Annotated in this window: 20 protein-coding genes; 10 read left to right on the top strand and 10 right to left on the bottom strand. The window is 55.5% G+C overall.

Translation table 11 applies throughout. The annotated features are described in order from the left end of the window. Positions 1 to 84: 84 nt before the first annotated feature. Entirely contained in the window at positions 85 to 495 is a 411-nt protein-coding gene (gene uraH / locus SIK69_RS17960; protein ID WP_319786693.1) for a hydroxyisourate hydrolase, read from the bottom strand. A gap of 224 nt (positions 496 to 719) precedes the next feature. On the opposite strand from uraH, the gene uspE reads away from it, so the two are divergent. Continuing rightward, positions 720 to 1670, top strand: coding sequence for a universal stress protein UspE (gene uspE, locus SIK69_RS17955; protein ID WP_319630501.1), 951 nt, complete (start codon positions 720 to 722; stop codon positions 1668 to 1670). A 64-nt stretch (positions 1671 to 1734) separates the two neighbouring features. On the opposite strand, the gene SIK69_RS17950 is transcribed toward uspE, so the two are convergent. Further along, positions 1735 to 1923: a YdiH family protein gene (locus SIK69_RS17950; protein ID WP_319630502.1), complete on the bottom strand. Its 189-nt coding sequence runs from the start codon at positions 1921 to 1923 to the stop codon at positions 1735 to 1737. A 305-nt stretch (positions 1924 to 2228) separates the two neighbouring features. On the opposite strand from SIK69_RS17950, the gene SIK69_RS17945 reads away from it, so the two are divergent. Next, positions 2229 to 4604, top strand: a complete 2376-nt coding sequence (locus SIK69_RS17945) for a glucose/quinate/shikimate family membrane-bound PQQ-dependent dehydrogenase (RefSeq protein WP_319630503.1) — start codon at positions 2229 to 2231, stop codon at positions 4602 to 4604. 92 nt (positions 4605 to 4696) lie between these two features. On the opposite strand, the gene SIK69_RS17940 is transcribed toward SIK69_RS17945, so the two are convergent. The 5 genes from SIK69_RS17940 to pntA form a co-directional block, all read right to left on the bottom strand. After that, on the bottom strand, positions 4697 to 6385 hold the full coding sequence (locus SIK69_RS17940) for a methyl-accepting chemotaxis protein (protein WP_319630504.1): 1689 nt from the start codon (positions 6383 to 6385) through the stop codon (positions 4697 to 4699). Between the two features lie 157 nt (positions 6386 to 6542). After that, positions 6543 to 7661, bottom strand: coding sequence for an S-(hydroxymethyl)glutathione dehydrogenase/class III alcohol dehydrogenase (locus SIK69_RS17935; RefSeq protein WP_319630505.1), 1119 nt, complete (start codon positions 7659 to 7661; stop codon positions 6543 to 6545). A 65-nt stretch (positions 7662 to 7726) separates the two neighbouring features. Beyond that, positions 7727 to 8365: a leucine efflux protein LeuE gene (gene leuE, locus SIK69_RS17930; RefSeq protein ID WP_319630506.1), complete on the bottom strand. Its 639-nt coding sequence runs from the start codon at positions 8363 to 8365 to the stop codon at positions 7727 to 7729. A gap of 108 nt (positions 8366 to 8473) precedes the next feature. Continuing rightward, positions 8474 to 9862 (bottom strand): Re/Si-specific NAD(P)(+) transhydrogenase subunit beta, encoded by a 1389-nt coding sequence (gene pntB / locus SIK69_RS17925; protein ID WP_319630507.1) that lies wholly within the window; start codon positions 9860 to 9862, stop codon positions 8474 to 8476. A 10-nt stretch (positions 9863 to 9872) separates the two neighbouring features. Continuing rightward, complete coding sequence (pntA, locus tag SIK69_RS17920; protein WP_319630508.1) at positions 9873 to 11402, bottom strand: Re/Si-specific NAD(P)(+) transhydrogenase subunit alpha; 1530 nt, start codon at positions 11400 to 11402, stop codon at positions 9873 to 9875. Between the two features lie 523 nt (positions 11403 to 11925). On the opposite strand from pntA, the gene ydgH reads away from it, so the two are divergent. The 6 genes from ydgH (at position 11926) to tus (ending at position 18340) form a co-directional block, all read left to right on the top strand. After that, a complete protein-coding gene (gene ydgH, locus SIK69_RS17915) occupies positions 11926 to 12885 on the top strand; it encodes a DUF1471 family protein YdgH (protein WP_319630509.1) in 960 nt (319 codons plus the stop codon). Positions 12886 to 13062: 177 nt separating this feature from the next. Further along, entirely contained in the window at positions 13063 to 14445 is a 1383-nt protein-coding gene (locus tag SIK69_RS17910; protein WP_319630510.1) for an amino acid permease, read from the top strand. Positions 14446 to 14480: 35 nt separating this feature from the next. Next, positions 14481 to 15203, top strand: a complete 723-nt coding sequence (folM, locus tag SIK69_RS17905) for a dihydromonapterin reductase (RefSeq protein ID WP_319786692.1) — start codon at positions 14481 to 14483, stop codon at positions 15201 to 15203. An 84-nt stretch (positions 15204 to 15287) separates the two neighbouring features. Beyond that, positions 15288 to 16007: a two-component system response regulator RstA gene (gene rstA, locus SIK69_RS17900; RefSeq protein WP_319786691.1), complete on the top strand. Its 720-nt coding sequence runs from the start codon at positions 15288 to 15290 to the stop codon at positions 16005 to 16007. A 24-nt stretch (positions 16008 to 16031) separates the two neighbouring features. After that, positions 16032 to 17333: a two-component system sensor histidine kinase RstB gene (gene rstB / locus SIK69_RS17895; protein WP_319630513.1), complete on the top strand. Its 1302-nt coding sequence runs from the start codon at positions 16032 to 16034 to the stop codon at positions 17331 to 17333. 74 nt (positions 17334 to 17407) lie between these two features. Beyond that, positions 17408 to 18340 carry a DNA replication terminus site-binding protein gene (gene tus, locus SIK69_RS17890; protein WP_319786690.1) on the top strand — a complete coding sequence of 311 codons (933 nt, stop codon included), beginning with the start codon at positions 17408 to 17410 and terminating at the stop codon, positions 18338 to 18340. Here tus and fumC read toward each other — a convergent pair. Beyond that, positions 18330 to 19733, bottom strand: coding sequence for a class II fumarate hydratase (fumC, locus tag SIK69_RS17885; RefSeq protein WP_319786689.1), 1404 nt, complete (start codon positions 19731 to 19733; stop codon positions 18330 to 18332). The genes tus and fumC overlap by 11 nt on opposite strands. Positions 19734 to 19825: 92 nt before the next feature. Further along, positions 19826 to 21472 carry a class I fumarate hydratase FumA gene (gene fumA, locus SIK69_RS17880; protein ID WP_319786688.1) on the bottom strand — a complete coding sequence of 549 codons (1647 nt, stop codon included), beginning with the start codon at positions 21470 to 21472 and terminating at the stop codon, positions 19826 to 19828. Between the two features lie 199 nt (positions 21473 to 21671). On the opposite strand from fumA, the gene manA reads away from it, so the two are divergent. Together manA and SIK69_RS17870 are read left to right on the top strand one after the other, a co-directional pair. Continuing rightward, positions 21672 to 22850 carry a mannose-6-phosphate isomerase gene (gene manA, locus SIK69_RS17875; RefSeq protein WP_319786687.1) on the top strand — a complete coding sequence of 393 codons (1179 nt, stop codon included), beginning with the start codon at positions 21672 to 21674 and terminating at the stop codon, positions 22848 to 22850. Between the two features lie 96 nt (positions 22851 to 22946). After that, positions 22947 to 24515 carry a YdgA family protein gene (locus SIK69_RS17870; RefSeq protein ID WP_319786686.1) on the top strand — a complete coding sequence of 523 codons (1569 nt, stop codon included), beginning with the start codon at positions 22947 to 22949 and terminating at the stop codon, positions 24513 to 24515. 34 nt (positions 24516 to 24549) lie between these two features. On the opposite strand, the gene SIK69_RS17865 is transcribed toward SIK69_RS17870, so the two are convergent. Further along, positions 24550 to 25575, bottom strand: a complete 1026-nt coding sequence (locus SIK69_RS17865; protein WP_319630519.1) for a Mal regulon transcriptional regulator MalI — start codon at positions 25573 to 25575, stop codon at positions 24550 to 24552. Between the last annotated feature and the right edge of the window lie 79 nt (positions 25576 to 25654).

Below are 25654 nucleotides of genomic sequence, written 5' to 3'. Positions count from 1 at the left end.
TAACACCCTTTCCTTTTCCTTTCGCCAGATCGTAGGTACGCGATCTGGCGAAGGTAATTCCCCGCTTTACCTGACCTGCGAGTATCAACTGCCCTTATACGTCGAGTAGCCGTACTGGCTCAGCAACAGAGGGATATGCAGTTTTTCATTGGTTTTGGTCACAGTGAACAGCACCGGGACTTCCGGGAAAAACGACGATAAGTTATCACGCTTAAAATACTCCCCCGTTTTGAACGTCACCCGATAAACCCCGGGCTGCATGTCCTGGTCCTGAGGATAAAGCGACTTTATCCGTCCATCGTTATCCGTTTTTCCCTGAGCAAGTTTGTCCCAGCCTGTTGGCTGCTGCTTTTCCAGAGTGACATCCACATCTTTCGACGGAATACCCGTCTGCTGATTCAGGATATGGACACTGAGCGTGCCCATCGGCGCACTATAGGCGACAGGTGCCAGAAGCGAGGTGGATAACAGGGCCAGCCCAAAGAGTTTGTTCATTGTTTTCTTCCTGTGGTTGAAATTGCAAATAACGCTAATCCATCAAGGCGGGGAAAAATATTCAACTTTTCGTTATCATTTGCGCAACAAGTAAACATCCCCTAACACTAATCGATGAATTTTCGTGATTTATTGATCTGGGGAAGGTTATCCCCTGTTTCAATCACGCCGGATGGGTTATCTTTTATTTACAGACTGTGGTGACAGTTGTAAGGAGACCCTGTATGGCAAAGTATCAACACATGCTGGTAGCCATCGATCCTAACCAGGACGATCAACCCGCATTACGGCGCGCTGTTTACCTTCATCAACGGATTGGTGGCGCGATTACAGCCTTTTTGCCGATCTATGATTTTTCCTACGAGATGACCACCCTTCTGTCGCCTGACGAGCGCACCGCTATGCGTCAGGGCGTCATTAGCCAACGGACCGCATGGATCCGCGAGCAGGCAAAATTCTATCTCGATGCCGGGGTGCCGATTGAAATCAAAGTCGTCTGGCACAACCGTCCGTTCGAGGCCATCATTCAGGAAATCATAAGTGGCGGACACGATCTGCTGCTGAAAATGGCCCATCAGCACGACAAACTGGAATCCGTAATTTTCACCCCCACCGACTGGCACTTGCTACGAAAATGCCCTTGCCCGGTGTGGATGGTGAAAGACCAGCCGTGGCCGGAAGGCGGCAAAGCTATCGTGGCGGTGAATTTGGCCAGCGAGGAGGAGTATCACAACGCGCTTAATGACAAGCTGGTGCGTGAGACGCTGCAACTCGCCGAAGAGATTAACCATACCGAAGTGCATCTGGTCGGCGCGTATCCGGTCACGCCCATTAATATCGCTATCGAACTGCCGGATTTCGATCCGAGCGTGTACAACGACGCCATTCGCGGCCAGCATCTGCTGGCGATGAAATCGCTGCGTCAGAAATACAGCATTTCCGAGGAGATGACCCACGTCGAAAAAGGGCTACCGGAAGAAGTGATCCCGGATCTGGCCGAGCATTTACAGGCGGGGATTGTAGTGTTGGGCACGGTCGGACGTACCGGGCTGTCAGCGGCGTTCCTCGGCAATACCGCGGAACAGGTTATCGATCACCTACGTTGTGACCTGCTGGCGTTGAAACCGGATCAGTATCAGACCCCGGTTGAACTCGACGATGAAGATGACGATTAAGCGTTAACGCGATATAAAAAAACGGTGAGGAAACTCACCGTTTTTTTTGTGTCTGACATCAGGATCAATGGATACCCATGTGCCAGGCGTAGTCGATCTCTTCTTTCAGCTCAATAGCGGAAAGCGCCATCAAATCAGCAAATTCCAGTTCCAGCTGTTTTACGCGTTTCAAATACTGTGCAGGAGTGATTGGGTTCGTATCGCGACGGAGAAATTCGACGGCCAACTGCGTGGGGGTTAATTCGGTATCCATAGCATCCTCTTTTTTGTTGATAACGTCTTAAGTATAGCAGCCCTCACTGTTTGTTTTTTGACCAAAAACAACACAGCATCAATCCGTCGCTAATCAAATAATGCGAAATCATTTATTTACAATTGCGCAATGCAATTTAACAGATCTATCATGCTCGCATTCACCAAATGGTTCATTCGAAATTCATGTACGTGATATCAACGCCTCTCTGAAGGCATTTTTTGCTTCATTCAAAAACCCATTACGTTTTTTATGATTCGTCTGGTTCATAACGCTTGCGAATGGGTGTCGTTAAGGAGACAGAAATGGCAACTGGTCGTTCGCCACGCGGATTACCCCGGATCCTGCAGTGGCTTTTAGTGGTATTGATGGCCGTTATCGGCCTCGCCGTCGCTGGACTGGGTGCCAAGCTCGCCAGCGTGGGTGGGAGCTGGTACTTCGTCATCATCGGTGTGGTGATGCTGATTGCAGCCTGGTTTATCGCCAAAAATCGTCGCGGCGGGATTGTGCTGTACGCGGTGGCGTTTTTGGCCTCGATTATCTGGGCCGTCAGCGATGCGGGTTGGGAGTTCTGGCCGCTGTTTTCACGCCTGTTCACCTTTGGCGTACTGGCGCTGCTGGCTGCGCTAGTTTGGCCGTTCCTCGGTCACTCCGCCACTGTGCGCAAAGCGCCCGCATTTGGCGTGGCGGCGGTGCTGGCCATAATCCTGCTCGTCAGCGCCGGGGGGATGTTCCGCCCACAAACGCTGGTCACCGCCAGCGAGCCGGTGCCCGTCAAACCGGTCGCGCCTGGCGAAGCACAGAAAAACTGGGAGCATTGGGGGAATACCACCCGCGGCGATCGTTTTGCCGCGCTGGATCAAATCAATAAGCAAAACGTAAACCAGCTGCAGGTGGCATGGACCGCGCACACCGGAGACATTCCTAAGAGTAATGGTTCCGGCGCAGAAGATCAGAACACACCGTTGCAGGTAGGCGATACGCTGTTCGTGTGTACGCCTTACAGCAAAGTGCTGGCTCTGGACGTCGACAGCGGCAAAGAGAAGTGGCGTTATGATTCGAAGGCCACGGCACCAAACTGGCAGCGCTGCCGCGGGCTCGGCTATTACGAGGACACTCAGGCCGCTGCGGCTCCGGCAGCAGAAACCCAGCCTGCCGCCTGCCCTCGCCGCCTGTTCCTGCCCACCACCGACGCGCGTCTGATTGCCATTAATGCCGATACCGGTAAAGCCTGTGAAGACTTTGGCAACCACGGCGTGGTCGATTTAAGCGTCGGCATGGGCGAAATCAAACCGGGTTATTATCAGCAAACCTCTACCCCGCTGGTGGCCGGAAACGTGGTCGTCGTCGGTGGTCGCGTGGCGGATAACTTCTCGACGGGTGAACCGCCGGGCGTGGTCCGTGCGTTTGATGTTCACAGCGGAAAACTGGCATGGGCGTGGGATCCGGGCAACCCGAATCTGACCGGTGAGCCACCGGCAGGCTCGACCTATACGCGCGGTACGCCGAACGTCTGGTCTGCGATGTCTTATGATGCGAAGCTGAACCTGATTTATCTGCCAACCGGTAACGCCACCCCTGATTTCTTTGCCGGGGAACGTACCGCCCTGGACGATAAATACAGTTCGTCTATCGTCGCGGTAGACGCGACAACCGGCCAGGTGCGCTGGCATTATCAAACCACCCATCACGATCTGTGGGATTTCGACCTGCCCTCTCAGCCGCTGCTGTACGATTTGCCGGACGGGAAAGGCGGCACGACGCCAGTGCTGGTGCAGACCTCCAAACAGGGCATGATCTTTATGCTCAATCGCCAAACCGGTCAGCCGGTGGCGAAAGTGGAAGAGCGCCCGGTGCCTGCGGGCAATATTGAAGGCGAACGCTATTCCCCAACGCAGCCGTACTCTGTAGGGATGCCGATGATCGGTAACCAGACCCTGAAAGAGTCCGATATGTGGGGCGCAACGCCGATTGACCTGCTGCTATGCCGCATCCAGTTTAAAGAGATGCGCCATCAAGGCGTCTTCACCCCGCCGGGCCTCGATCGCTCCTTGCAGTTCCCGGGCTCACTTGGCGGCATGAACTGGGGCAGCGTGTCGGTTGACCCGAACAACAGCCTGATGTTTGTGAACGATATGCGCCTGGGCCTCGCGAACTACATGGTGCCGCGTGCTAACGTAGCGAAAAACGCCAGTGGTATCGAGATGGGTATTGTCCCGATGGACGGTACGCCGTTTGGTGCAATGCGTGAGCGCTTCCTGTCTCCGCTGGGTATTCCGTGCCAGAAACCGCCGTTCGGGACCATGTCTGCAGTGGATCTGAAAAGCGGGAAAGTGGTGTGGCAAGTTCCGGTAGGTACGGTACAAGATACCGGTCCGCTGGGCATCCGTATGCATCTGCCCATTCCGATTGGGATGCCAACCCTCGGCGCATCGCTGTCTACCCAGTCTGGTCTGCTGTTCTTCGCGGGCACCCAGGATTTCTACCTGCGTGCGTTTGATACCGCCAACGGGAAGGAAATCTGGAAATCCCGTCTGCCGGTAGGCAGTCAGTCCGGGCCGATGACTTACGTGTCACCGAAAACCGGGAAGCAGTACATCATCATTAATGCGGGCGGTGCCCGTCAGTCTCCGGATCGCGGCGATTACATCATCGCCTACGCGTTGCCAGACAAGCAGTAACCCTCCCTGAAATAGTGCCTGGCGGCGCTATGCTCGCCAGGCCTACCGTTGGCCCGGCAAGTTTTCGCCGCCGGGCATTTTTCCTTGAGTAATCAGAACGTTTCCCAGTTATCGCCCTCGGCCAGCGCCGGACGCTGCGGGACATAGGTTTTCCCGGCTGACGATTTCGGCTGACGTACCGTACCCCCCTGCTGCAAACGGAATGCGCCAACGGCTTCGGTCAGGCGTGCGGCCTGCTCTTCCAGCGAACCGGCTGCGGCGGAGGCTTCTTCAACCAGCGAGGCGTTCTGCTGGGTAACGCTATCCATTTCAGTAATCGCCTGGCTGACCTGCAAAATGCCCCGGCTCTGCTCGTCAGACGCCGCGGCGATTTCCAGCATGATATCGGTCACGCGCTTCACCGCTGCCACGATTTCACTCATGGTGCTCCCCGCCGCAACCACTTCGCCAGATCCCCGCTCAATCAGGGTGACGGATTCACTGATCAGCCCCTCAATCTCTTTCGCCGCCTGGGCGCTGCGGCTGGCCAGGGTGCGAACTTCGCTCGCCACTACCGCAAATCCACGGCCCTGTTCGCCCGCGCGGGCGGCTTCTACCGCCGCGTTCAGCGCCAGAATATTGGTCTGGAACGCAATGCTGTTAATAACGGCGGTAATTTCGGAAATTTTCTTCGAACTGGTGGAGATACTGCCCATGGTCGCCACCACCCCGGAGACAATTTGCCCCCCGCGTGTAGCTTTGCCGGAGGCATCTTCCGCCAATTTGGTGGCGTGATGGGCGTTGTCGGCATTTTGTTTCACCGTAGCCGTCAGTTGCTCCATGCTGGCGGCAGTCTGTTCAATCGCCGCGGCCTGCTGTTCGGTTCGGGAAGAGAGATCGGTGTTGCCCGCGGATATTTCACTGGTGCCACGGTAGATCTCTTCGGCACCCTGACGCACCGTCCCAACCGTTTGGGCCAGCGCGCTCTGCATTTTTTGCAGGTCATGGTTCAGTTTGCCAATTTCACTGCGTCCGGTGGCTTCCTCCGGCAGAGTCAAATTGCCGTCGGCAATCTGTTCAATGCGATGCAGCGCCCGGCGCAGCGGGTTAATCACCGTGCGGCGCAGTGAGACGAAGGTCAACAGGGTCAGAACCAGCGCCAGGGCAAACGCCCCGACCATAAAGGCCAGGCCAAGCTGAGTACGATGATGGGCGGTTTCAGACAGATGCTGCGCCCGCTCGCTGCGGATCTTAATCGCTTTCAGCAATACGTTGTTATAGGCGGCATCCAGTAGACGGGCGTGTTCGTTTTCGTGGTTGATGATTGCTTCAAACATGCCGTTTTTGGCATATTTCAGCATCGGTTTCATCCCGTCGATGTAGGCGTTATAGCGCGCGTTGATTTCACTATCCAGCGCTTCGTCGGCCGGGGTTTTCACTTCGCGATTCACATACTGTTTAAACCCGTCCTGCGACTGTTTGATCCGCAGATCCGCTTCGGCAATATTGCGCTTCATGTCGTCCATTTCAGCAATACGGCTGGCGGCCCCGGCGTGGATCAGGTTGATTCGCGCAGTGCGCAGGTGATTTGAACTGTTCGACAGCCCCATCCGCACTTCTAATTCTTGCGTGACATCGTTCTGGTCGCGGTCGGCCTGCAACAGGAAATAGCCCGCCAGGCCCGAACTCAATGCGAACAGCAGCAGGATCCCGCCCAGAATGGAGGAGAACAGCGGCACGAGACGGATGTGATGTAAAAAACTAACGGTTTGCGACTTTTGCCCTACGGCTGATTTGTCCATGGCTTATCGACTCTCTTATTGTAGAGGCGTATCAAAACGCCCGTAAGATTGTCATCGGCCTGACGGCGAGATTGCTTACCGGTAAAAGCGCTACACCGGTCACACTTTGAACATAAAGCGGGAAAACGCCAGCGGAGGAACCCCGCTGGCATGGGCATTAGTTATCGCCGAAATGAATAACGGTGCGGATAGATTTGCCTTCGTGCATCAGATCAAAGGCTTCGTTGATCTGGTCTAACGGCAGACGGTGGGTGATGAACGGATCGAGATTAATTTTGCCGACCATCGCATCTTCGACCATGCCCGGCAGTTGGGTACGACCCTTCACGCCGCCAAACGCCGAACCGCGCCATACGCGCCCGGTCACCAGCTGGAACGGACGGGTTTTGATTTCCTGGCCCGCCCCCGCAACGCCGATGATCACGCTTTCGCCCCAGCCTTTATGGCAGCATTCCAGCGCGGCACGCATCACGTTGACGTTGCCGATGCACTCGAAGCTGAAGTCCACGCCGCCGTCGGTCAGTTCGACGATCACGTCCTGTACCGGTTTGTCGGAGTCATTCGGGTTGACGAAATCGGTCGCGCCCATCTCTCCGGCCAGTTTGAATTTCTCCGGGTTGGTGTCAACGGCAATAATCCGTCCGGCCTTGGCCTGCACCGCGCCCTGGATAACTGCCAGGCCAATGCCGCCCAGCCCAAAGACCGCCACGCTGTCGCCTTCTTTCACTTTCGCAGTATTGTGCACCGCGCCGATCCCGGTGGTGACGCCGCAGCCCAACAGGCACACTTTATCCAGCGGTGCCTGCGGGTTCACTTTCGCGAGGGAAATTTCAGCCACTACGGTGTATTCGCTGAAGGTGCTGGTGCCCATGTAGTGATAAATCGGCTCGCCGTTGTAAGAGAAACGGGTGGTGCCGTCCGGCATCAGCCCTTTGCCCTGAGTGGCTCGCACCGCCTGGCAGAGGTTGGTTTTGCCGGATTTACAGAACTTACACTCGCGACATTCGGCGGTGTACAGCGGAATAACGTGATCGCCCGGTTGCAGGCTGGTCACGCCCTCACCGACTTCGACCACAATCCCGCCGCCTTCGTGACCCAGCACCGCCGGGAAGACGCCTTCCGGATCGTCACCGGACAGGGTGAAAGCATCGGTATGACACACGCCGGTATGGGTGATTTTGACCAGCACTTCGCCTTTCTTCGGCGGCGCAACGTCGATTTCAACAATTTTCAGCGGCTGGCCCGGGCCAAACGCAACTGCAGCACGTGATTTCATTTCCGTCTCTTCCCTTGTTGTCAGTTATTTTAAATACGATGGTAGCAGATGAACGGCCTACATCATTACGACTGTAACGACGCCAGTCGTGCAGCAAATCCCACAAACACCAGGCCAATCAGGCTGTTGCCAAGCTTCACCAATTTCTTACGGCTGCCGACAAAACGGCTGACGACCGAACCGGAGACAATCAGGAAACTCAGATAAACAAAGCTGACCATTTCCAGGGTGACGCCGAGGATCAGGAATGCCAGACCCGGCGTACTGGACTGGACGTCGATAAACTGCACGAAGAAAGAGACGTAGAACAGGATAGCCTTCGGGTTGGTCAGGCTCAGCGTCAGCGCGCGTTTAAAGATGGTGCTGCGCTGATCGGCGGTGTGAGTATGCTCGCCGCCCTTCTGTTTGATGACTGCCCACAGCATCTTAATGCCGAGGTACAGCAGGTACATCGCCCCAAGGTAACGCACGATATTAAACAGCAGTGGCGTGGTTTTAATCAGCGTGGCGACGCCTGCGTAGGAGAGGAACATCAGCACGGCATCACCGATAAATACCGCCAGCGCGGCCATATAGCCGGTGCGAATCCCGTAGGCGGCCCCGGTCTTGAGCACAAATAAGGTATTGGGCCCCGGAACCAGAATGATAAATATTGCCCCCACCACGTAGGTCCAGTAATTCAGTACGCCGAAATCCGCAAACACGCTGTTCTCCCTTCACTGCTGCTATTTCAAAATGTGACGGCCATCATAACAAAAAAGCCGCCTTCCTTTTAACGGAAGACGGCTTTATTTACCTATTTTCTGACGGGATTACAGCGCTTTCAGGATCGCATCCACGCTGGCTTTCGCATCGCCGAACAGCATGTGAGTGTTCTCTTTGAAGAACAGCGGGTTTTGCACGCCAGCATAACCGGTGTTCATAGAACGTTTGAAGACGATTACGTTCTGCGCTTTCCACACTTCCAGCACCGGCATCCCGGCGATTGGGCTCTTCGGATCGTCTAACGCTGCCGGGTTAACGGTATCGTTAGCGCCGATCACCAGTACGGTGTCGGTGTCACGGAAATCGTCGTTGATTTCGTCCATTTCCAGCACAATGTCATACGGCACTTTGGCTTCCGCCAGCAGCACGTTCATGTGTCCCGGTAGACGACCCGCCACCGGGTGAATACCGAAACGGACCTTGATGCCGCGCGCGCGCAGCTTCTCAGTAATTTCCGCCACCGGATATTGCGCCTGGGCCACCGCCATGCCGTAGCCTGGGGTGATGATCACCGTTTGCGAGCCTTTCAGCATCTCTGCGGTATCTTCCGCGCTGATTTCGCGGTGTTCACCCACTTCTTCATCCGCACCGGTCGAGGAACCGTCTGTACCGAACCCGCCCGCGATAACGCTGAAGAACGATCGGTTCATCGCCTTACACATGATGTAGGACAGGATAGCACCGGACGAACCGACCAGCGCACCGGTCACGATCAACAGGTCGTTGCTGAGCATAAAGCCCGCCGCCGCTGCCGCCCAACCGGAGTAGGAGTTCAGCATCGACACCACAACTGGCATGTCTGCCCCGCCAATAGACGCCACCAGATGCCAGCCAAAAGCCAGCGCGATAACGGTCATAATCAGCAGCGCCAGCGCCTGCAGGCCCACGCTTTCGGTGCGAACGAACATCACCATCAGCAGGAAGGAAACAACCAGCGCGGCGAGGTTCATTTTATGACGGTTCGGCAGCATCAACGGCTTGGACGAAATCTTGCCGCGCAGTTTACCAAACGCCACGATGGAACCGGTAAAGGTCACCGCCCCGATGAAGATGCCGAGGAACACTTCGGTCAGGTGAATATTCACCAGAATCGGTTCCAGGCCCGGTTCGTGATACAGGTAGCTGTTGAAGCCCACCAGCACCGCCGCCAGACCCACGAAGCTGTGCAGCACCGCCACCAGCTCTGGCATTTCGGTCATTTCGACGCGCTTGGCCAGACGAATACCGATGGCTCCACCGATGATCATCGCCACCAGGATCCAGGCGACGTTGCCGGTTTCTGGCCCAAAGATAGTGGCAATCAGCGCGATGGCCATCCCGGCGATACCGAAATAGTTGCCCTGCTGTGACGTTTCGTGTTTTGAAAGCCCTGCCAGACTGAAAATAAACAGGATCGCGGCAACAATGTATGCAGCTGTAACTAATCCTCCAGACATGTGTTACCCCTTACCCTTTGCGGAACATTTTCAGCATGCGCTGAGTCACGGTGAAGCCACCGAAAATATTGATGCTGGCAATCAGCACGGCGATGAAGCTGAGGAAACTCACCCAGCCGCCATGACCGATTTGCAACAGCGCCCCCACCACGATAATCCCTGAAATGGCGTTGGTGACCGACATCAGCGGGGTATGCAGCGCATGAGAAACATTCCACACCACGTAGTAACCCACCACGCAGGAGAGCGCGAACACGGTGAAGTGACCAAGGAACTCTTTCGGCGCAACGTCTGCCAGCCAGCCAAACAGGATAATGGCCAGCGCCATCAGCGCATATTTACGCCACGGGGATTTCGGAGCTTCTGGCTCAACCGGCGTGGTGTCGATTTTTGCCGTCGCTTTCGGCTGGGCTGATACCTGAATCGGCGGCGCAGGCCAGGTGACTTCGCCGTCGCGCACCACGGTCACACCACGAATGACGACATCGTCAAAATCGATAGTGATGTTGCCGTCTTTTTCTTTGCACAGCAGTTTAAGTAGGTTCACCAGGTTGGTGCCGTACAGCTGAGATGACTGCGTTGGCAGGCGACCGGCGAGATCGGTATAGCCAATTACCTTCACGCCGTTGGCGGTGGTGAACACCTCACCCGGCACGGTGTATTCACAGTTCCCGCCGTTCTGGGCCGCGAGATCAACGACCACGCTGCCTGGCGTCATCGAGTCAACCATTTCGCGGGTGATCAGTTTCGGCGCAGGTTTACCTGGTATCAGCGCGGTGGTAACGATGATGTCTACCTCTTTTGCCTGGGCGGCGAAGAGTTCCATTTCTGCCTTAATAAAGGCTTCAGACATCACTTTGGCGTAACCGTCGCCGCTCCCGGCTTCCTCTTCGAAATCCAGTTCGAGGAACTCGGCACCCATACTCTGCACTTGCTCTTTTACTTCAGGGCGCGTGTCGAAGGCTCGAACGATAGCCCCGAGGCTGTTGGCCGCCCCGATGGCGGCGAGACCGGCAACACCAGCACCGATCACCATGACTTTAGCCGGTGGCACTTTACCGGCGGCGGTAATTTGTCCGGTAAAGAAACGACCAAATTCATGGGCGGCTTCAACAATCGCACGATACCCGGCGATGTTAGCCATTGAACTCAGGGCATCAAGAGACTGGGCGCGCGAAATACGTGGCACGGAGTCCATCGCCATAACGTTGATATTACGTTCGGCCAGTTTCGCCATCAGTTCCGGATTTTGTGCCGGCCAGATAAAGCTAATCAGCGTGGTGCCGGGATTGAGCAGCGCAATTTCTGCGTCAGTCGGGGCATTCACCTTGAGAATAATGTCAGACTGCCAAACGGACTCGGTGCTAACGACTTCAGCGCCCACCTCGGTAAAGGCCCGATCGTCAAAGCTCGCAAGCTTACCGGCCCCGCTTTCCACAGCCACTGTAAAACCGAGTTTGAGCAGTTGTTCCACCGTTTTCGGCGTGGCTGCAACTCGGGTTTCCAGGGCCAGCGTCTCTTTTGGTACCGCAATACGCATAGTTTTCCCTTCCATCGATGGTAAATGATGGTTTGTTGTTTTGTTGGGTTCCGTCCCTGGCAGTATGGACTGGCGAAGAGGCGAGCACCCGGAAAATAAAACAGTAACAAACTTTCTATAACCTACTGAAAATAGCGGTTGTGATCTAGCGTTAGAAAACAGTAATTGTGATTTTATTAGGGAAAAGTCACTTATGCAGGTGTCAGGCAGTAATATTTACCTGATTTTGTCGGGGGATCCTGATAATTCGCTTAAGCGAAGCGGTAAAACATGATTATTCGCGGCAGCGTTACCTCGCATTAACATTACATTAACTTATAAAAGTCATATCGATTATCGCTTTTGCTGGTCAACTGCCCGTTTCTACAACATATCGTGAAAAGTTATCCTGCGCTGTTATCAGGGTCGCACAAGTTAAGCAAAATCACGCAGACAGTGACGCAAATTAAATGCAATAATCATCGACGTTTTAGTCACTAACAACTACCAGTACCTGGTTTGCGAAAGGCGAAGGATTATTTTTATGAAGCTTAAGTACACCCTCCTGGCAACCGCTCTTCTGTCTGCAACGGCCTTTTCTGCCAGTGCAGCCACCGAGTTAACGCCGGAGCAAGCGGCAGCCCTCAAGCCGTACGATCGTATCGTTATCACCGGTCGTTTTAATGCCATTGGTGACGCTGTGGATGCCGTTTCCCGTAAAGCTGACAAAGAGGGTGCTGCATCCTTCTATGTTGTCGATACTTCCGATTTCTCCGGCAGTGGCAACTGGCGTGTAACCGCAGACTTTTACAAACAAGATGCCCCGAAAGCTGACGTGGTTCAAAACCGCGTGATCGGCGGCGTGACGGAACTGCCGAAAGATCAGGCTGCCCTGATTGAGCCTTTCGACACCGTAACCGTGCAGGGTTTTTATCGCAGCCAGCCTGACGTGAACTCTGCCATCGCCAAAGCGGCGAAAGCCAAAGGCGCTGCTTCGTTCTTCATCGTACGTCAGATAGATGCTAACGACGGCGGTAACCAGCGTGTTACGGCCTACATCTATAAAGCCGATGCGAAGAAACGCGTTGTCCAGAGCCCGGACGCTATCCCGGCCGATTCTCAGGCAGGCCGTGCGGCACTGGCCCAAGGCGGTGAAGCCGCCAAGAAGGTTGAAATCCCAGGCGTGGCAACCTCATCCACCGTGGGTGTGGCTGCGGGTGGCGCAGGCGTAGGTCGATTCTTCGAAACCCAGTCAACACAGGGTGGACGTTACAGTGTCACTCTGCCAGACGGCACTAAAATCGAAGAGCTGAACAAAGTCACCGCCGCGCAGATGGTGCCGTTCGATAGCGTTCAGTTCACCGGCAACTACGGCAACATGACCGAGATTTCTTATCAGGTTGCTAAACGTGCCGCGAAGAAAGGGGCTAAGTACTACCACATTACCCGCCAGTGGCAGGAACGTGGTGGCAACATGACCATCAGCGCCGACCTGTATAAGTAATCGCTTTATCTCTGCAATCAGGCAGCTTCGGCTGCCTTTTTTTATTTTTTCTGGCCCTTGTCATTGCAAGCCAACGACTCTCTCCGTAAAATCGCGCGCCGTAGCGTATTCCTCCATTTTTATGCGTTTTAGCCAAATAAATATTCTGGCTGTTATTGTTCCTTCGACAGGATGCTCATGGAAAAGAAACTTGGTCTTAGCGCCCTGACGGCGTTGGTACTCAGCTCAATGCTCGGCGCAGGTGTGTTCAGCCTGCCGCAAAACATGGCCGAAGTGGCCAGCCCTTCCGCATTGCTTATCGGCTGGGCGATTACCGGTGTCGGCATTTTGTTCCTCGCCTTTGCGATGTTACTGCTGACCCGTATTCGTCCCGATCTCGATGGCGGGATTTTCACCTATGCCCGGGAAGGTTTTGGTGAGCTGATTGGCTTTTGTTCGGCCTGGGGTTACTGGCTGTGCGCGGTGATTGCCAACGTCTCCTACCTGGTTATCGTCTTTTCAGCCCTGAGCTTCTTTACCGATACGCCTGAACTGCGCCTGTTTGGCGACGGGAATACCTGGCAAGCGATGCTCGGTGCCTCGGTGCTTTTGTGGGTGGTGCATTGTCTGGTGCTGCGCGGGGTGCAGACCGCCGCGAGCATTAATCTGGTGGCGACGCTGGCAAAACTGGTTCCGCTCGGCCTGTTTATCGTTCTGGCCGCGATGGCGTTCAGCAGCGATACCTTTACCCTCGATTTTAGCGGCGTGGCGCTGGGCGTACCGGTGTGGGAACAGGTTAAAGGCACGATGCTGATAACGCTGTGGGTGTTTATCGGCGTTGAAGGCGCGGTGGTGGTTTCCGCCCGAGCGCGCGATAAGAAAGACGTGGGTCGCGCAACGCTGCTGGCGGTCCTCTCCGCATTAAGCGTTTACCTGCTGGTCACCCTGCTGTCATTGGGGGTTGTGCCACGCCCGGAATTGGCCGAAATGCGTAACCCGTCGATGGCAGGTCTGATGGTCCGCATGATGGGCTCCTGGGGCGAAGTGGTGATTGCTGCGGGGCTGATTGTCTCGGTGTGCGGGGCGTACCTGAGCTGGACCATTATGGCAGCGGAAGTGCCATATCTGGCGGCAACGCATAAAGCTTTCCCGCGCATTTTTGCCCGTCAGAATAACAACAACGCGCCGTCGTCTTCCCTGTGGCTGACCAACATCAGCGTGCAGGTGTGTCTGATCCTGATTTGGCTCACCGGTTCCGATTATAATACCCTGCTGACCATCGCCTCAGAGATGATCCTTGTGCCATATTTCCTGGTCGGGGCGTTTCTGCTGAAAATGGCGACCCGGCCACTGCACAAGGCGGTAGGTATCGGTGCCTGCCTTTATGGCTTATGGTTATTGTATGCTTCCGGCCCAATGCATCTGCTGCTGTCAGTCGTGCTGTATGCGCCGGGTTTACTGGTGTTTATCTACGCCCGCCGTACCCATCAGTTGGACCAGGTGCTGAAACGCCGTGAGATGGCGCTGATTGGTTTATTACTGGTTGCCGCAGTGCCGGCAACGTGGATATTAGTGGGGTAACGCGTTTACCCCATCGCGACGCTAAGGAGAGAACGATGGGTGAACGAGTGACCCGCCCCGTCCTTATTACCGGTGGAGGCCGTCGGATCGGCCTCGCCCTTGCCCACCATTTTCTGAACCTACAGCAGCCGGTTATCGTCAGCTACCGCACGCGCTATGCCGCCATCGACGGGCTGGAACGTGCCGGGGCGCGCTGCATTGCCGCCGATTTCTCTACCGATAACGGGATCCTCGCTTTCGCTGAAACCGTGAAAGCGCACACCGATGGCCTGCGGGCGGTTCTCCACAATGCCAGCGCCTGGATACCGGAAAAATCCGCTACGTCACTGAGCAGTGTGATGCAGCAAATGATGCAAATCCACGTCAATGCGCCCTATCTGCTCAATCATGCGCTTGAACCGTTATTGCGCGGCCAAGGCCATGCTGGCGGGGATATCATTCACTTTACCGATTACGTGGTCGAAAAAGGCAGCGACAAGCACATCGCCTATGCCGCCAGTAAAGCCGCACTCGACAATATGACCCGCTCGTTCGCCCGCAAACTGGCACCGGAAGTGAAAGTCAACGCCATCGCCCCAGCGCTGATTCTGTTTAATGAGAGTGATGATGCCCAATACCGTCAGGAAGCGCTGAATAAGTCGCTGATGAAGGTCGCGCCTGGCGAGAAAGAGATTATCGATCTGGTCGATTACCTGTTGACCAGCTGCTATGTCACCGGGCGTTCGTTTGGCGTCGATGGGGGTCGTCCGCTGCGCTGAATATTTCGGAAGTGTTTACGAAAGATTGATAGCCCCCCACAGAGTGGCGGTGTATTTTAGCTTTTTTCGCAATGCATGATGGTTATGAATAAGATCGTTTTTGTGGAAGATGATCCGGAAGTCGGGTCCCTTATTGCCGCCTATCTCGGCAAACATGATATAGACGTTATCGTCGAATCGCGCGGCGACCGTGCCGAAGAAGTGGTGCTTCGCGAAAAACCGGATCTGGTGCTGCTGGATATTATGCTACCGGGCAAAGACGGGATGACCATCTGTCGCGATTTACGCACCCAGTGGCAAGGGCCTATCGTGCTCCTCACCTCCCTCGACAGTGACATGAACCATATTCTGTCTCTGGAAATGGGTGCCAGTGATTATATTCTGAAAACCACGCCTCCTGCGGTGCTACTCGCACGTTTGCGCCTGCATCTGCGCCAGCGTGTCACAGCGCCTGCGGGTGAGAAATCGTCTTCCGGTCTGACCCCACATAAAGCGCTTCGCTTTGGCACCCTGGCTATCGATCCGGTTAACCGTCAGGTACAACTCCGCGGCGAGAATGTCACCCTGTCGACTGCCGATTTCGACCTGCTTTGGGAATTGGCCACCCACGCTGGACAGATAATGGATCGCGACGCGTTGTTAAAAAATCTGCGCGGTGTGAGCTATGACGGCATGGACCGCAGCGTCGACGTTGCCATTTCGCGGCTGCGCAAAAAGCTGCTCGACAGCGCGACCGAGCCGTACCGAATTAAAACCGTGCGTAATAAGGGCTATCTGTTCGCCCCCCACGCCTGGGATAACTAATTTTCCGCACTTCCGGGGCCAGAAATGAAAAAGTTGTTCGTGCAGTTTTATCTGCTGCTATTTGTCTGCTTTCTGGTGATGACCATGCTGGTCGGGCTGGTGTACAAATTCACCGCCGAACGCGCGGGTCGACAATCCCTCGACGACCTGATGAAAAGTTCGCTGTATCTGATGCGCAGCGAACTGCGCGAAATCCCACCCCGGGACTGGAGCAAAACCCTTAAAGAGCTCGATCTCAATCTCTCTTTCGATTTACGCATTGAGCCACTGAATAAATTCCAGTTGGCCGAAAGCTCAATGGAGCATTTACGCCGGGGGGATATCGTCGCCCTCGACGATCAGTACACCTTTATCCAGCGCATTCCGCGCAGTCATTACGTATTAGCCGTTGGTCCGGTGCCCTATCTCTATTATCTGCACGAAATGCGGCTGCTGGATATCGCCCTGCTGGCGCTGATCGCCGTGTCGCTGGCCTTTCCGGTATTTATCTGGATGCGCCCACACTGGCAGGACATGCTCCGCCTTGAGACCGCCGCCCAACGCTTTGGTGAAGGCCATCTTGCCGAGCGTATTCACTTTGACAGCATGTCGAGCTTCGAACGGCTCGGGGTGGTGTTCAACCAGATGGCGGATAACATTAACGCGCTGATCGCCAGTAAAAAGCAGCTCACTGACGGCATCGCACACGAGCTGCGTACCCCGCTGGTGCGCCTGCGTTATCGACTGGAAATGAGCGAGAACCTGACCGAAGCCGAATCTCAGGCGCTGAACCGTGATATCGGCCAGCTCGAGGCGCTTATTGAGGAATTGCTGACTTACGCCCGCCTCGACCGGCCGCAGAACGAACTGATTCTGACCACCCCTGACCTGGCAGAGTGGATCACTGCCCACGTCGAAGATATCCAGACCGTCAATCCGCAGCGTGACGTGACCCTGGTTCAGCTCACGCCAGGCAATTATGGCTCGCTGGATATGCGCCTGATGGAACGCGTGCTGGATAACTTGGTGAACAATGCCATACGCTACAGCCGCCAGCAGATCCAGGTCAGCCTCACGCTGCATGCCGGACGCGCCACCTTAGCGGTGGACGACGATGGCCCGGGGATTGCACCTGATGAACGCCAGCGCGTGTTCGAGCCGTTTGTGCGTCTTGACCCGAGCCGCGACCGTGCCACCGGTGGCTGCGGTTTGGGCTTAGCTATTGTGCATTCCATTGGCCTGGCGATGTCCGGGGAAGTGATCTGCGACGCCAGCCCGCTCGGCGGGGCACGCTTCTGCTTTAGCTGGCCCGTTGATCATCAATTGAACTTACCGGCCCCTGCCTGACCAAACGTTGCACAATGCCGCCAACCTGCTTATAGTGAATAATCAATGAGTATGTTGTAACTAAAGTGGGTGCTATGGCTGATTACGATTTGATTGAGCGCTTAACCTCGACCTTCCGCCAGATGGAGCATGAGCTGCTGGAACTGCAGCAGATGCTGGTCGACTGTCGCCTGCTTGCGGCTCGGGTGTTCGAGTTGCCGGAAGTGAGCAAGGAACATGAGCACGACCCACTTTCGTCCATTGCCGTGGTTCAGCACCTGGGTGAAAAGGCGCGGCTGATGGCGTTGAATCACTTTAGCCATCTGTTTATCCAGCAACAGTCGGAACATCGCAGTAGCAAAGCCGCCGTCCGCCTGCCAGGTGTGATTTGCTTACATCCGGAGCCTGCCCAGTTAACTGCCCTGGAAAACAAGATCAGCAGTATTAATACCCTGAAAGCGGCGTTCGGGAACATGGTGACCGTCGAGTCTGGCCTGCCCTCTGCGGCCCGTTTTGAGTGGGTACATCATCATTTGCCAGGCCTGATTACGCTTAAAGCCTACCGCTCGTTGACTCTGCTGCGCGATCCCGCCAGCATCCGTTTCGGCTGGGCGAATAAACACATCATTAAGAATTTGACCCGCGATGAGGTGTTGAAACAGCTGGAAAACAGCCTGCGCTCGCCCCGCTCGGTCCCCCCTTTTACCCGTGAACAGTGGCAGGCCAGGCTGGAGCGGGAATATCAGGACATCGCCGCCCTGCCGCAGAAAGCCAAACTGAAAATTAAACGCCCGGTGAAGGTACAGCCGATTGCACGGGTGTGGTACGCAGGACAACAAAAGCAGATGCAGTACGCCTGTCCGGGGCCGATGATTGCCCTGATTTCCGGCACTCAGGGCGTGAGCGTGCCGGAGATAGGTGAACTGCTGAACTATGATGCAGATAACGTGCAGTATCGTTATAAACCCGAAGCGCAGCCGCTGGAGCTGATCATCCCGCGACTGCACCTCTATGTGGCTAACGATTGATTTTCAGGCTGCCGACCATGGCTTGCGGTCGAACCCATTCGTCAAATTCAGCGTCGGTCAGATACCCCAGTTTCAGGGCCGACGCTTTCAGGGTTAGCCCCTCTTTATGGGCCTTTTTGGCAATTTCAGCCGCTTTATCGTAACCAATGTGGGTGTTCAGCGCGGTGACCAGCATCAGCGATTCATTGAGCAACTGATCGATACGCGCCCGATTCGGTTCGATCCCCACCGCGCAGTGCGCGTTAAAACTTTCCATGCCGTCCGCCAGCAGGCGCACCGATTGCAGGAAATTATGGATAACCATCGGGCGATACACGTTAAGTTCGAAATTGCCCGACGCCCCGCCCATATTCACCGCCACATCATTACCCATCACCTGACAGCACAGCATGGTCATCGCTTCGCACTGGGTAGGGTTAACTTTGCCCGGCATGATCGAGCTTCCCGGTTCGTTTTCCGGGATAGAGAGCTCGCCAATGCCGCATCGCGGACCAGATGCCAGCCAGCGTACGTCATTGGCGATTTTCATCATCGAGGCCGCCAGCCCTTTCAGCGCCCCGTGAGCGTGAACCAACGCATCACAGGTGGCCAGCGCTTCGAATTTATTCGGCGCAGTGATGAACGGCTGACCAGTCATCGCCGCCAGTTCGTCAGCCACGCGTTTCGCATATTCCGGATGGGTGTTCAGCCCGGTACCCACCGCCGTGCCGCCCAGCGCCAGTTCACTCAGATGCGGCAGAGTAAGCTCGATATGCTTTAGATTATGCTCAAGCATGGCCACCCAGCCGGAAATTTCCTGTCCCAGGGTCAGCGGCGTGGCGTCCTGCAAATGGGTGCGGCCGATTTTGACGATATCGGCGAAGGCATGAGATTTATCGCTCAGCGTTTTTTTCAGCGTCTGTAATTGCGGGAGAAGGTGTTCACGGACCGCAATCACTGCCGCAACGTGCATTGCGGTCGGGAAGACATCGTTCGAGCTCTGACTCTTATTCACGTCATCGTTCGGATGGACCTTTCGCTCCATGCCCCGTACGCCGCCGAGCAGCTCGCTAGCGCGGTTAGCCAGCACTTCATTCATGTTCATGTTGCTCTGGGTACCGGAGCCGGTTTGCCAGATAGCGAGCGGAAACTCATCTGCATGTTTACCCGCCAGTACTTCATCGGCGGCAGCAACAATCGCATTGGCTTTCTCGGCGGATAGCAGCTGTAAATCATGATTAACGTTGGCCGCCGCGCGTTTGGTGAGCGCCAGCGCCGCAATCAGCGACACCGGCATTTTTTCAGTGGAAATGCGGAAATGTTCCAGCGAGCGCTGGGTTTGCGCGCCCCATAGCTTATCTGCCGGGACGTCTATCGCGCCCATAGAGTCGCTCTCGCGGCGTAACGTTGTCATGTCTTTCTCCTTGAAATCAAAGTGAAGGGGTTTGACGAAGCTCAAGCGAAGTGTAGGCCCGATAAGCGTAGCGCCATCGGGCAAAACAACAACTACTTCACGCAGCGGTCACATTGTGACGACTGAATTTGCTGGAAGAAATCGTTGCCTTTATCATCGACCAGAATGAAGGCCGGGAAATCTTCCACTTCGATTTTCCAGATGGCTTCCATTCCCAGTTCCGGGTATTCGACGCATTCCAGGCTCTTAATGCTGCCCTGCGCCAGCACCGCTGCCGGACCACCGATACTGCCGAGGTAGAAACCGCCGTGTTTATGGCAGGCGTCGGTTACCTGCTGACTGCGATTACCTTTGGCCAGCATGATCATGCTCCCGCCTTCCGCCTGCAGCTGATCGACGTAGGAGTCCATTCGTCCGGCGGTGGTTGGGCCGAGGGAGCCTGAGGCATACCCTTCCGGGGTTTTGGCCGGGCCCGCGTAGTAAATCGGGTGATCTTTCACGTACTGCGGCAGGCCTTCACCGTTGTCCATCCGCTCTTTCAACTTCGCATGGGCGATATCACGGGCCACGATAATCGTGCCGTTCAGCGACAGACGGGTTGACACCGGATAGTCGGAAAGCTGGGCCAGAATCTCTTTCATCGGACGGTTAAGGTCGATTTTCACCGCCTCGCCTTCCCCGGCGTTACGCAATGCTTCCGGAATATACTTGCCTGGATTGTGCTCCAGCTTCTCAATCCAGACGCCATCGCGGTTGATTTTGGCTTTGATGTTGCGGTCTGCGGAACAGGACACACCCATGCCCACCGGGCAGGAAGCACCGTGACGCGGCAGGCGCACCACGCGAATATCGTGGGCGAAGTATTTCCCGCCGAACTGCGCGCCGAGCCCCAGATTCTGGGCTTCCACCAGCAGCTCCTGCTCAAGCTGAATGTCGCGGAATGCCTGGCCGTGCTCGTTGCCTTCGGTCGGCAGACCATCGTAATACTTGGTGGAGGCCAGTTTGACCGTTTTCAGCGTGGCTTCTGCTGACGTGCCGCCAATCACAAATGCGATGTGGTACGGCGGGCACGCGGCGGTGCCGAGGGTACGCATTTTCTCTACCAGGTAATTTTTCAATTTGGCAGGCGTAATGAGCGCTTTGGTTTCCTGATACAGATAGGTTTTGTTCGCCGAACCGCCGCCTTTGGCGATACACAGGAACTTATATTCGTCCCCGTCGACGCTGTAGAGATCAATCTGTGCGGGCAGGTTGGTGCCGGTGTTGACCTCTTTGTACATGTCCAGCGGGGCGTTTTGCGAGTAGCGCAGGTTATCTTCGATGTAGGTGTCGTATACGCCGCGGGCCAGCGCCGCGTCATCGCCGCCGCCGGTCCAGACACGCTGGCCTTTTTTACCGACGATGATCGCCGTGCCGGTATCCTGGCAGGTCGGTAGAATGCCTTTGGCTGCGATGTCGGAGTTACGCAGGAACTGTAGCGCCACGTACTTATCGTTTTCGCTGGCTTCCGGGTCATTGAGAATATCGGCCACCTGCTGCTGGTGCGCCGGACGCAACATGAATGAGGCATCGTGGAAAGCGTGTTTGGCCAGCAGCGTCAGCGCCTGCGGGTCAACTTTTAGAATTTCCTGGCCTTCGAATTCGGTGACGCTGACGTGGTCTTTACTGAGAAGATAATACTCGGTGTCATCCTTTTTCAGCGGAAAAGGATCCTGATAGATAAAAGGTTTGTTCGACATTGTTCTCTCACTTACGACATTGGCAAATTATTTTCGGGCCGGTCTTCCATAGACCCTGGGAACAGCGAGTCCGCTTATCCTACACAATTTTTTAACAAAAACTGAGACTAGTACGACTTTTTCCCTGAGAAGGTTACTTCTGTGCGGTTTATTGGTTTAATACAGGGAGATAATTTCCATACATTTACAGGGCTTGATAATGCAAAAACTCATCAACTCAGTGCAGAACTATGCCTGGGGTAGTCACACTGCGTTAACGGATCTCTACGGTATCGCCAACCCGGACAATCTGCCGATGGCAGAATTGTGGATGGGTGCGCATCCGAAGAGCAGCTCAAAAATCACCGACGCCAGCGGCCAGGTTCGCAGCCTGCGCGATGTTGTCGACGCCGATAAAGCCACCCTGCTTGGGCGTGAGGTCGCGGATCGCTTTGGCGAACTGCCGTTCCTGTTCAAAGTCCTGTGCGCCGATAATCCGCTGTCGATTCAGGTACACCCAAACAAGAAAGCCTCCGAAGAAGGTTTCGCGAAAGAAAACGCCGCCGGTATTCCACTGGACGCCGCCGAACGTAACTACAAAGATCCGAACCATAAACCGGAGCTGGTTTTCGCCCTCACCCCGTTCCTCGCCATGAACGCCTTCCGCGAGTTCTCTGAGATCGTTTCGCTGCTACAGCCGGTATCGGGCGCGCACACCTCGATTGCCCATTTCCTGCAGGAGCCTGACGCCGAGCGTCTGAGCCAATTGTTCGCCAGCCTGCTGAATATGCAGGGTGACGAAAAATCACGTGCGCTGGGCGTGCTGAAAGCCGCACTGAACAACCAACAGGGCGAGCCATGGGAAACCATTCGTTTCATTGCGCAGTTCTACCCGGACGACAGTGGCCTGTTCTCGCCGCTGCTGCTCAACGTGGTGAAACTCAACCCGGGCGAAGCGATGTTCCTGTTCGCTGAAACTCCACATGCGTATTTGCAGGGCACCGCGCTGGAAGTGATGGCGAACTCCGATAACGTGCTTCGCGCAGGCCTGACGCCAAAATACATTGATATTCCGGAACTGGTGGCGAACGTGAAGTTCACCCCGAAACCGGCCACCGAACTGCTGACTCAGCCGAGCCAGCATGGTGCCGAGCTCGACTTCCCCATTCCGGTCGACGATTTTGCCTTCTCTCTGCATGACCTTAGCACCCAGGGTGCCGAGGTGGCGCAGAAGAGTGCGGCAATCCTGTTCTGTCTCGAAGGCGAAGCGGTATTGCAAAAAGACGATCAGCGGTTGGTATTGAAGCCGGGCGAATCCGCGTTTGTGGCTGCCAATGAGTCGCCAGTCCGCCTGAGCGGCGTGGGCCGTATAGCTCGCGTTTACAATAAGCTCAAGTAAATACTGAACATTCAGGCATCTCTTGCTAAGCTTGAGGCAGCCTAACGACATCACAGGCGGAAGACTCCGCCTGTTTTCATTTTATGGACAAACGCTATGAAAAAATCGCTGGTTGCAGTTGGCATTATTGTGGCTTTAGGGGTGGTGTGGACCGGGGGCTCCTGGTACACCGGTAAACAGCTGGAAGGCCGTCTGGCCGACATGGTTGCGCAGGCCAACGCGCAGCTCGCCAGTACCGCGCCAGAAGCCGGTATTCAACTGGCGTATCAGAATTATCAGCGCGGCGTGTTCAGCAGCCATTTACAGATGGTGGTGAAACCGGCAGACGGCGCGAAAAGCAGCTGGCTGAAGCCTGGGCAGACCATCATTCTGGATGAGAACGTCTCCCACGGTCCTTTCCCACTGGCCTCGTTAAAATCGTTTAACCTTGCTCCGGCAATGGCGACGGTGAACTCGACGCTGGTGAACAACGACGCGACCAAACATCTGTTTGAACTGGCCAAAGGTCAGTCACCGTTTGATATCAGCACCCGCATCAGCTATTCCGGCGATACTGCATCCGACATCAACCTCAAGCCATTGAACTACGAACAAGGCGATGAGAAAGTCGCGTTCAGCGGCGGTGAATTCAAACTTGATGCCGATAAAGATGGCAACGTTTTCTCCCTCAACGGTAACGTTGAAAGCGCGGTTGTCAACGCGGTTAACGAGTACAACCAGAAAGTCCAGCTCACCTTTAACAATCTGAAAACCGAAGGCGACAGCAAGCTGACCAGCTTTGCGGAACGCATTGGCAATCAGAAAGTGACGCTCGATAAGCTGGCCATTGCCGTGGAAGGCAAAGAGCTGGCGGTGCTGGACGGCGTTTCCTTTGACGGGAAATCCAATCTGTCGAAAGACGGTAAAAACATCGACACCTCGCTGGATTACACCCTCGATAGCCTGAAGCTTCAGGGTCAGGACATGGGTAGCAGCAAGCTGGCGCTGAAGATTGGTCAGATTGATGGTCAGGCGTGGCACCAGTTCAGCCAGCAATACAATGGTGAAGTGCAGGCCCTGCTTGCCGAGCCGGGCATGATGGATAATCCGCAGGTCTATCAGCAGAAAGTGACCGAGGCGTTCTTCAAAGCCCTGCCGCTGCTACTGAAAGGAGAGCCGGTTATCACCGTCGCGCCGCTGAGCTGGAAAAACAGCAAAGGCGAAACCACTTTTAACCTGTCCCTGTTCCTGAAAGATCCGTCGCAGGCCACCGTGGCCCCGCAGACGTTGGCCCAGGAAGTGGATCGCAGCGTGAAATCACTCGACAGCAAACTGGTGATCCCAATGGACATGGCAACCGAGTTCATGACTCAGGTAGCGCGTCTGGAAGGTTATCAGCAGGCAGATGCCGAGAAGCTGGCGAGCCAGCAGGTGAAAGGTCTGGCAGCGATGGGTCAGATGTTCCGCATCACCACCCAGCAAGACAACAACATTCAGACCAGCCTGCAATACTCCAACGGGCAGGTAACCCTGAACGGACAGAAAATGCCGCTGGCTGATTTTGTCGGTATGTTTGGCGTACCGAATCTGGCGATCCCTGCCCCGCAAGGTGAAACCACACCGGCTCCGGTGCCAACGCAGCCACCCGTCGGGCAGCCTGATCCCTCGGCCAACGGCGCGCAGTAGTCCGCGTAACCGGCAGCCTGGCTGCCGGTTTTTTTTACTGCTGTTTGACCAGGCGCGGCGGCATAATCTGATTGCGCACCGTGCTCTTTCCATCCTCAATACGCTGGAGCATTCTCTCCGCCACGCTTTTACCCATTTCGCGAGCAGGCGTTATCACCCAGCTCATCGGCGCGTCGTCGAGGTCTTTTTCGCGGACTTCCGCAAAGGCCGCCAGCGCCACACGTTTATCGTAGTAATCAACCCCTTCGTCACTGCTTTTCCAGCCGGAACGCATCAGCCCCAGCCAGGCTCCCATCGCCACCACGCTGTTATAACAGACCACTGCGGTGATGGTTGGGTTTTGCCCCAGCAGATGAGTTAAGGCCTGAGAAGCCTGTTTTTGGCTGGCCTCACACTCCACCACCCATTCACTGTGGAACGGTAAACCAAACTTTAGCAGCGTGGCGCAGTAGCCACCGACACGTTCTGCGCGGGTCAACGAGGCGCTTTGTCCGCCCAGCCAGGCGATGCGCTGGTGCCCACGGCGGATCAGGTGTTCGGTAATCATCTGCGCGGCCTGCATGTTATCCGGGCGGATCAGATCGACATCATCGAGATAGCTGGCCCGGGAAGCGAAAACCAGCGGCACCCCGTTTTCATCGGCTTTGCTACGCAGTTCAGCGCCTCTGTCGACCGCCCCGGCAATCACAATGCCGTCTACACCCTGTGACACCAGGGTATCGAAGCGCTCGACCATGTGTTCGCCCTTGCGCCCGCCCTGAGTGAGAAACACCATTTTGCCCTGTGATTCGAGGGCTTCAATCATGCCCGCGGCGAGTTCGGCGTAAAAGGGTGAACACAGGTCGCCCACAATCAGCCCTATCACCCCCGATGGCCCGCCGCGCAATGATGCCGCCTGACGGTTACGCACAAAGCCAAGCTGCTCAATGGCCTGACTGACACGTTCACCGGTCGCCGTAGAGATGCGCCCTTTGCCGCTTAACACCAGCGAAACGGTGGCGACGGAGACCCCAGCCGCATGGGCGACGTCGTTAATGGTGACTTTTTTTGCAATGGCCATGCGCCGCTTGCCACTCCTGTGTAGCGATAAAACGTTTTATCAATGGGTTATATTTATAAACCTTATCATAGTTTCAATA

Source organism: Scandinavium lactucae (assembly GCF_033843265.1).
In the GTDB taxonomy this organism is placed as follows: domain Bacteria; phylum Pseudomonadota; class Gammaproteobacteria; order Enterobacterales; family Enterobacteriaceae; genus Scandinavium; species Scandinavium lactucae.
Note: the sequence above shows the minus strand (reverse complement) of the source record. Positions and strands in the feature narration are given on the sequence as shown.

What these genes read in the sequence shown, in the direction of transcription:
- uraH (WP_319786693.1), bottom strand. Translation starts at nt 495, where the DNA reads ATGAACAAACTCTTTGGGCTGGCCCTGTTATCCACCTCGCTTCTGGCA.
- uspE (WP_319630501.1), top strand. Translation starts at nt 720, where the DNA reads ATGGCAAAGTATCAACACATGCTGGTAGCCATCGATCCTAACCAGGAC.
- SIK69_RS17950 (WP_319630502.1), bottom strand. Translation starts at nt 1,923, where the DNA reads ATGGATACCGAATTAACCCCCACGCAGTTGGCCGTCGAATTTCTCCGT.
- SIK69_RS17945 (WP_319630503.1), top strand. Translation starts at nt 2,229, where the DNA reads ATGGCAACTGGTCGTTCGCCACGCGGATTACCCCGGATCCTGCAGTGG.
- SIK69_RS17940 (WP_319630504.1), bottom strand. Translation starts at nt 6,385, where the DNA reads ATGGACAAATCAGCCGTAGGGCAAAAGTCGCAAACCGTTAGTTTTTTA.
- SIK69_RS17935 (WP_319630505.1), bottom strand. Translation starts at nt 7,661, where the DNA reads ATGAAATCACGTGCTGCAGTTGCGTTTGGCCCGGGCCAGCCGCTGAAA.
- pntB (WP_319630507.1), bottom strand. Translation starts at nt 9,862, where the DNA reads ATGTCTGGAGGATTAGTTACAGCTGCATACATTGTTGCCGCGATCCTG.
- pntA (WP_319630508.1), bottom strand. Translation starts at nt 11,402, where the DNA reads ATGCGTATTGCGGTACCAAAAGAGACGCTGGCCCTGGAAACCCGAGTT.
- ydgH (WP_319630509.1), top strand. Translation starts at nt 11,926, where the DNA reads ATGAAGCTTAAGTACACCCTCCTGGCAACCGCTCTTCTGTCTGCAACG.
- SIK69_RS17910 (WP_319630510.1), top strand. Translation starts at nt 13,063, where the DNA reads ATGGAAAAGAAACTTGGTCTTAGCGCCCTGACGGCGTTGGTACTCAGC.
- folM (WP_319786692.1), top strand. Translation starts at nt 14,481, where the DNA reads ATGGGTGAACGAGTGACCCGCCCCGTCCTTATTACCGGTGGAGGCCGT.
- rstA (WP_319786691.1), top strand. Translation starts at nt 15,288, where the DNA reads ATGAATAAGATCGTTTTTGTGGAAGATGATCCGGAAGTCGGGTCCCTT.
- rstB (WP_319630513.1), top strand. Translation starts at nt 16,032, where the DNA reads ATGAAAAAGTTGTTCGTGCAGTTTTATCTGCTGCTATTTGTCTGCTTT.
- tus (WP_319786690.1), top strand. Translation starts at nt 17,408, where the DNA reads ATGGCTGATTACGATTTGATTGAGCGCTTAACCTCGACCTTCCGCCAG.
- fumC (WP_319786689.1), bottom strand. Translation starts at nt 19,733, where the DNA reads ATGACAACGTTACGCCGCGAGAGCGACTCTATGGGCGCGATAGACGTC.
- fumA (WP_319786688.1), bottom strand. Translation starts at nt 21,472, where the DNA reads ATGTCGAACAAACCTTTTATCTATCAGGATCCTTTTCCGCTGAAAAAG.
- manA (WP_319786687.1), top strand. Translation starts at nt 21,672, where the DNA reads ATGCAAAAACTCATCAACTCAGTGCAGAACTATGCCTGGGGTAGTCAC.
- SIK69_RS17870 (WP_319786686.1), top strand. Translation starts at nt 22,947, where the DNA reads ATGAAAAAATCGCTGGTTGCAGTTGGCATTATTGTGGCTTTAGGGGTG.
- SIK69_RS17865 (WP_319630519.1), bottom strand. Translation starts at nt 25,575, where the DNA reads ATGGCCATTGCAAAAAAAGTCACCATTAACGACGTCGCCCATGCGGCT.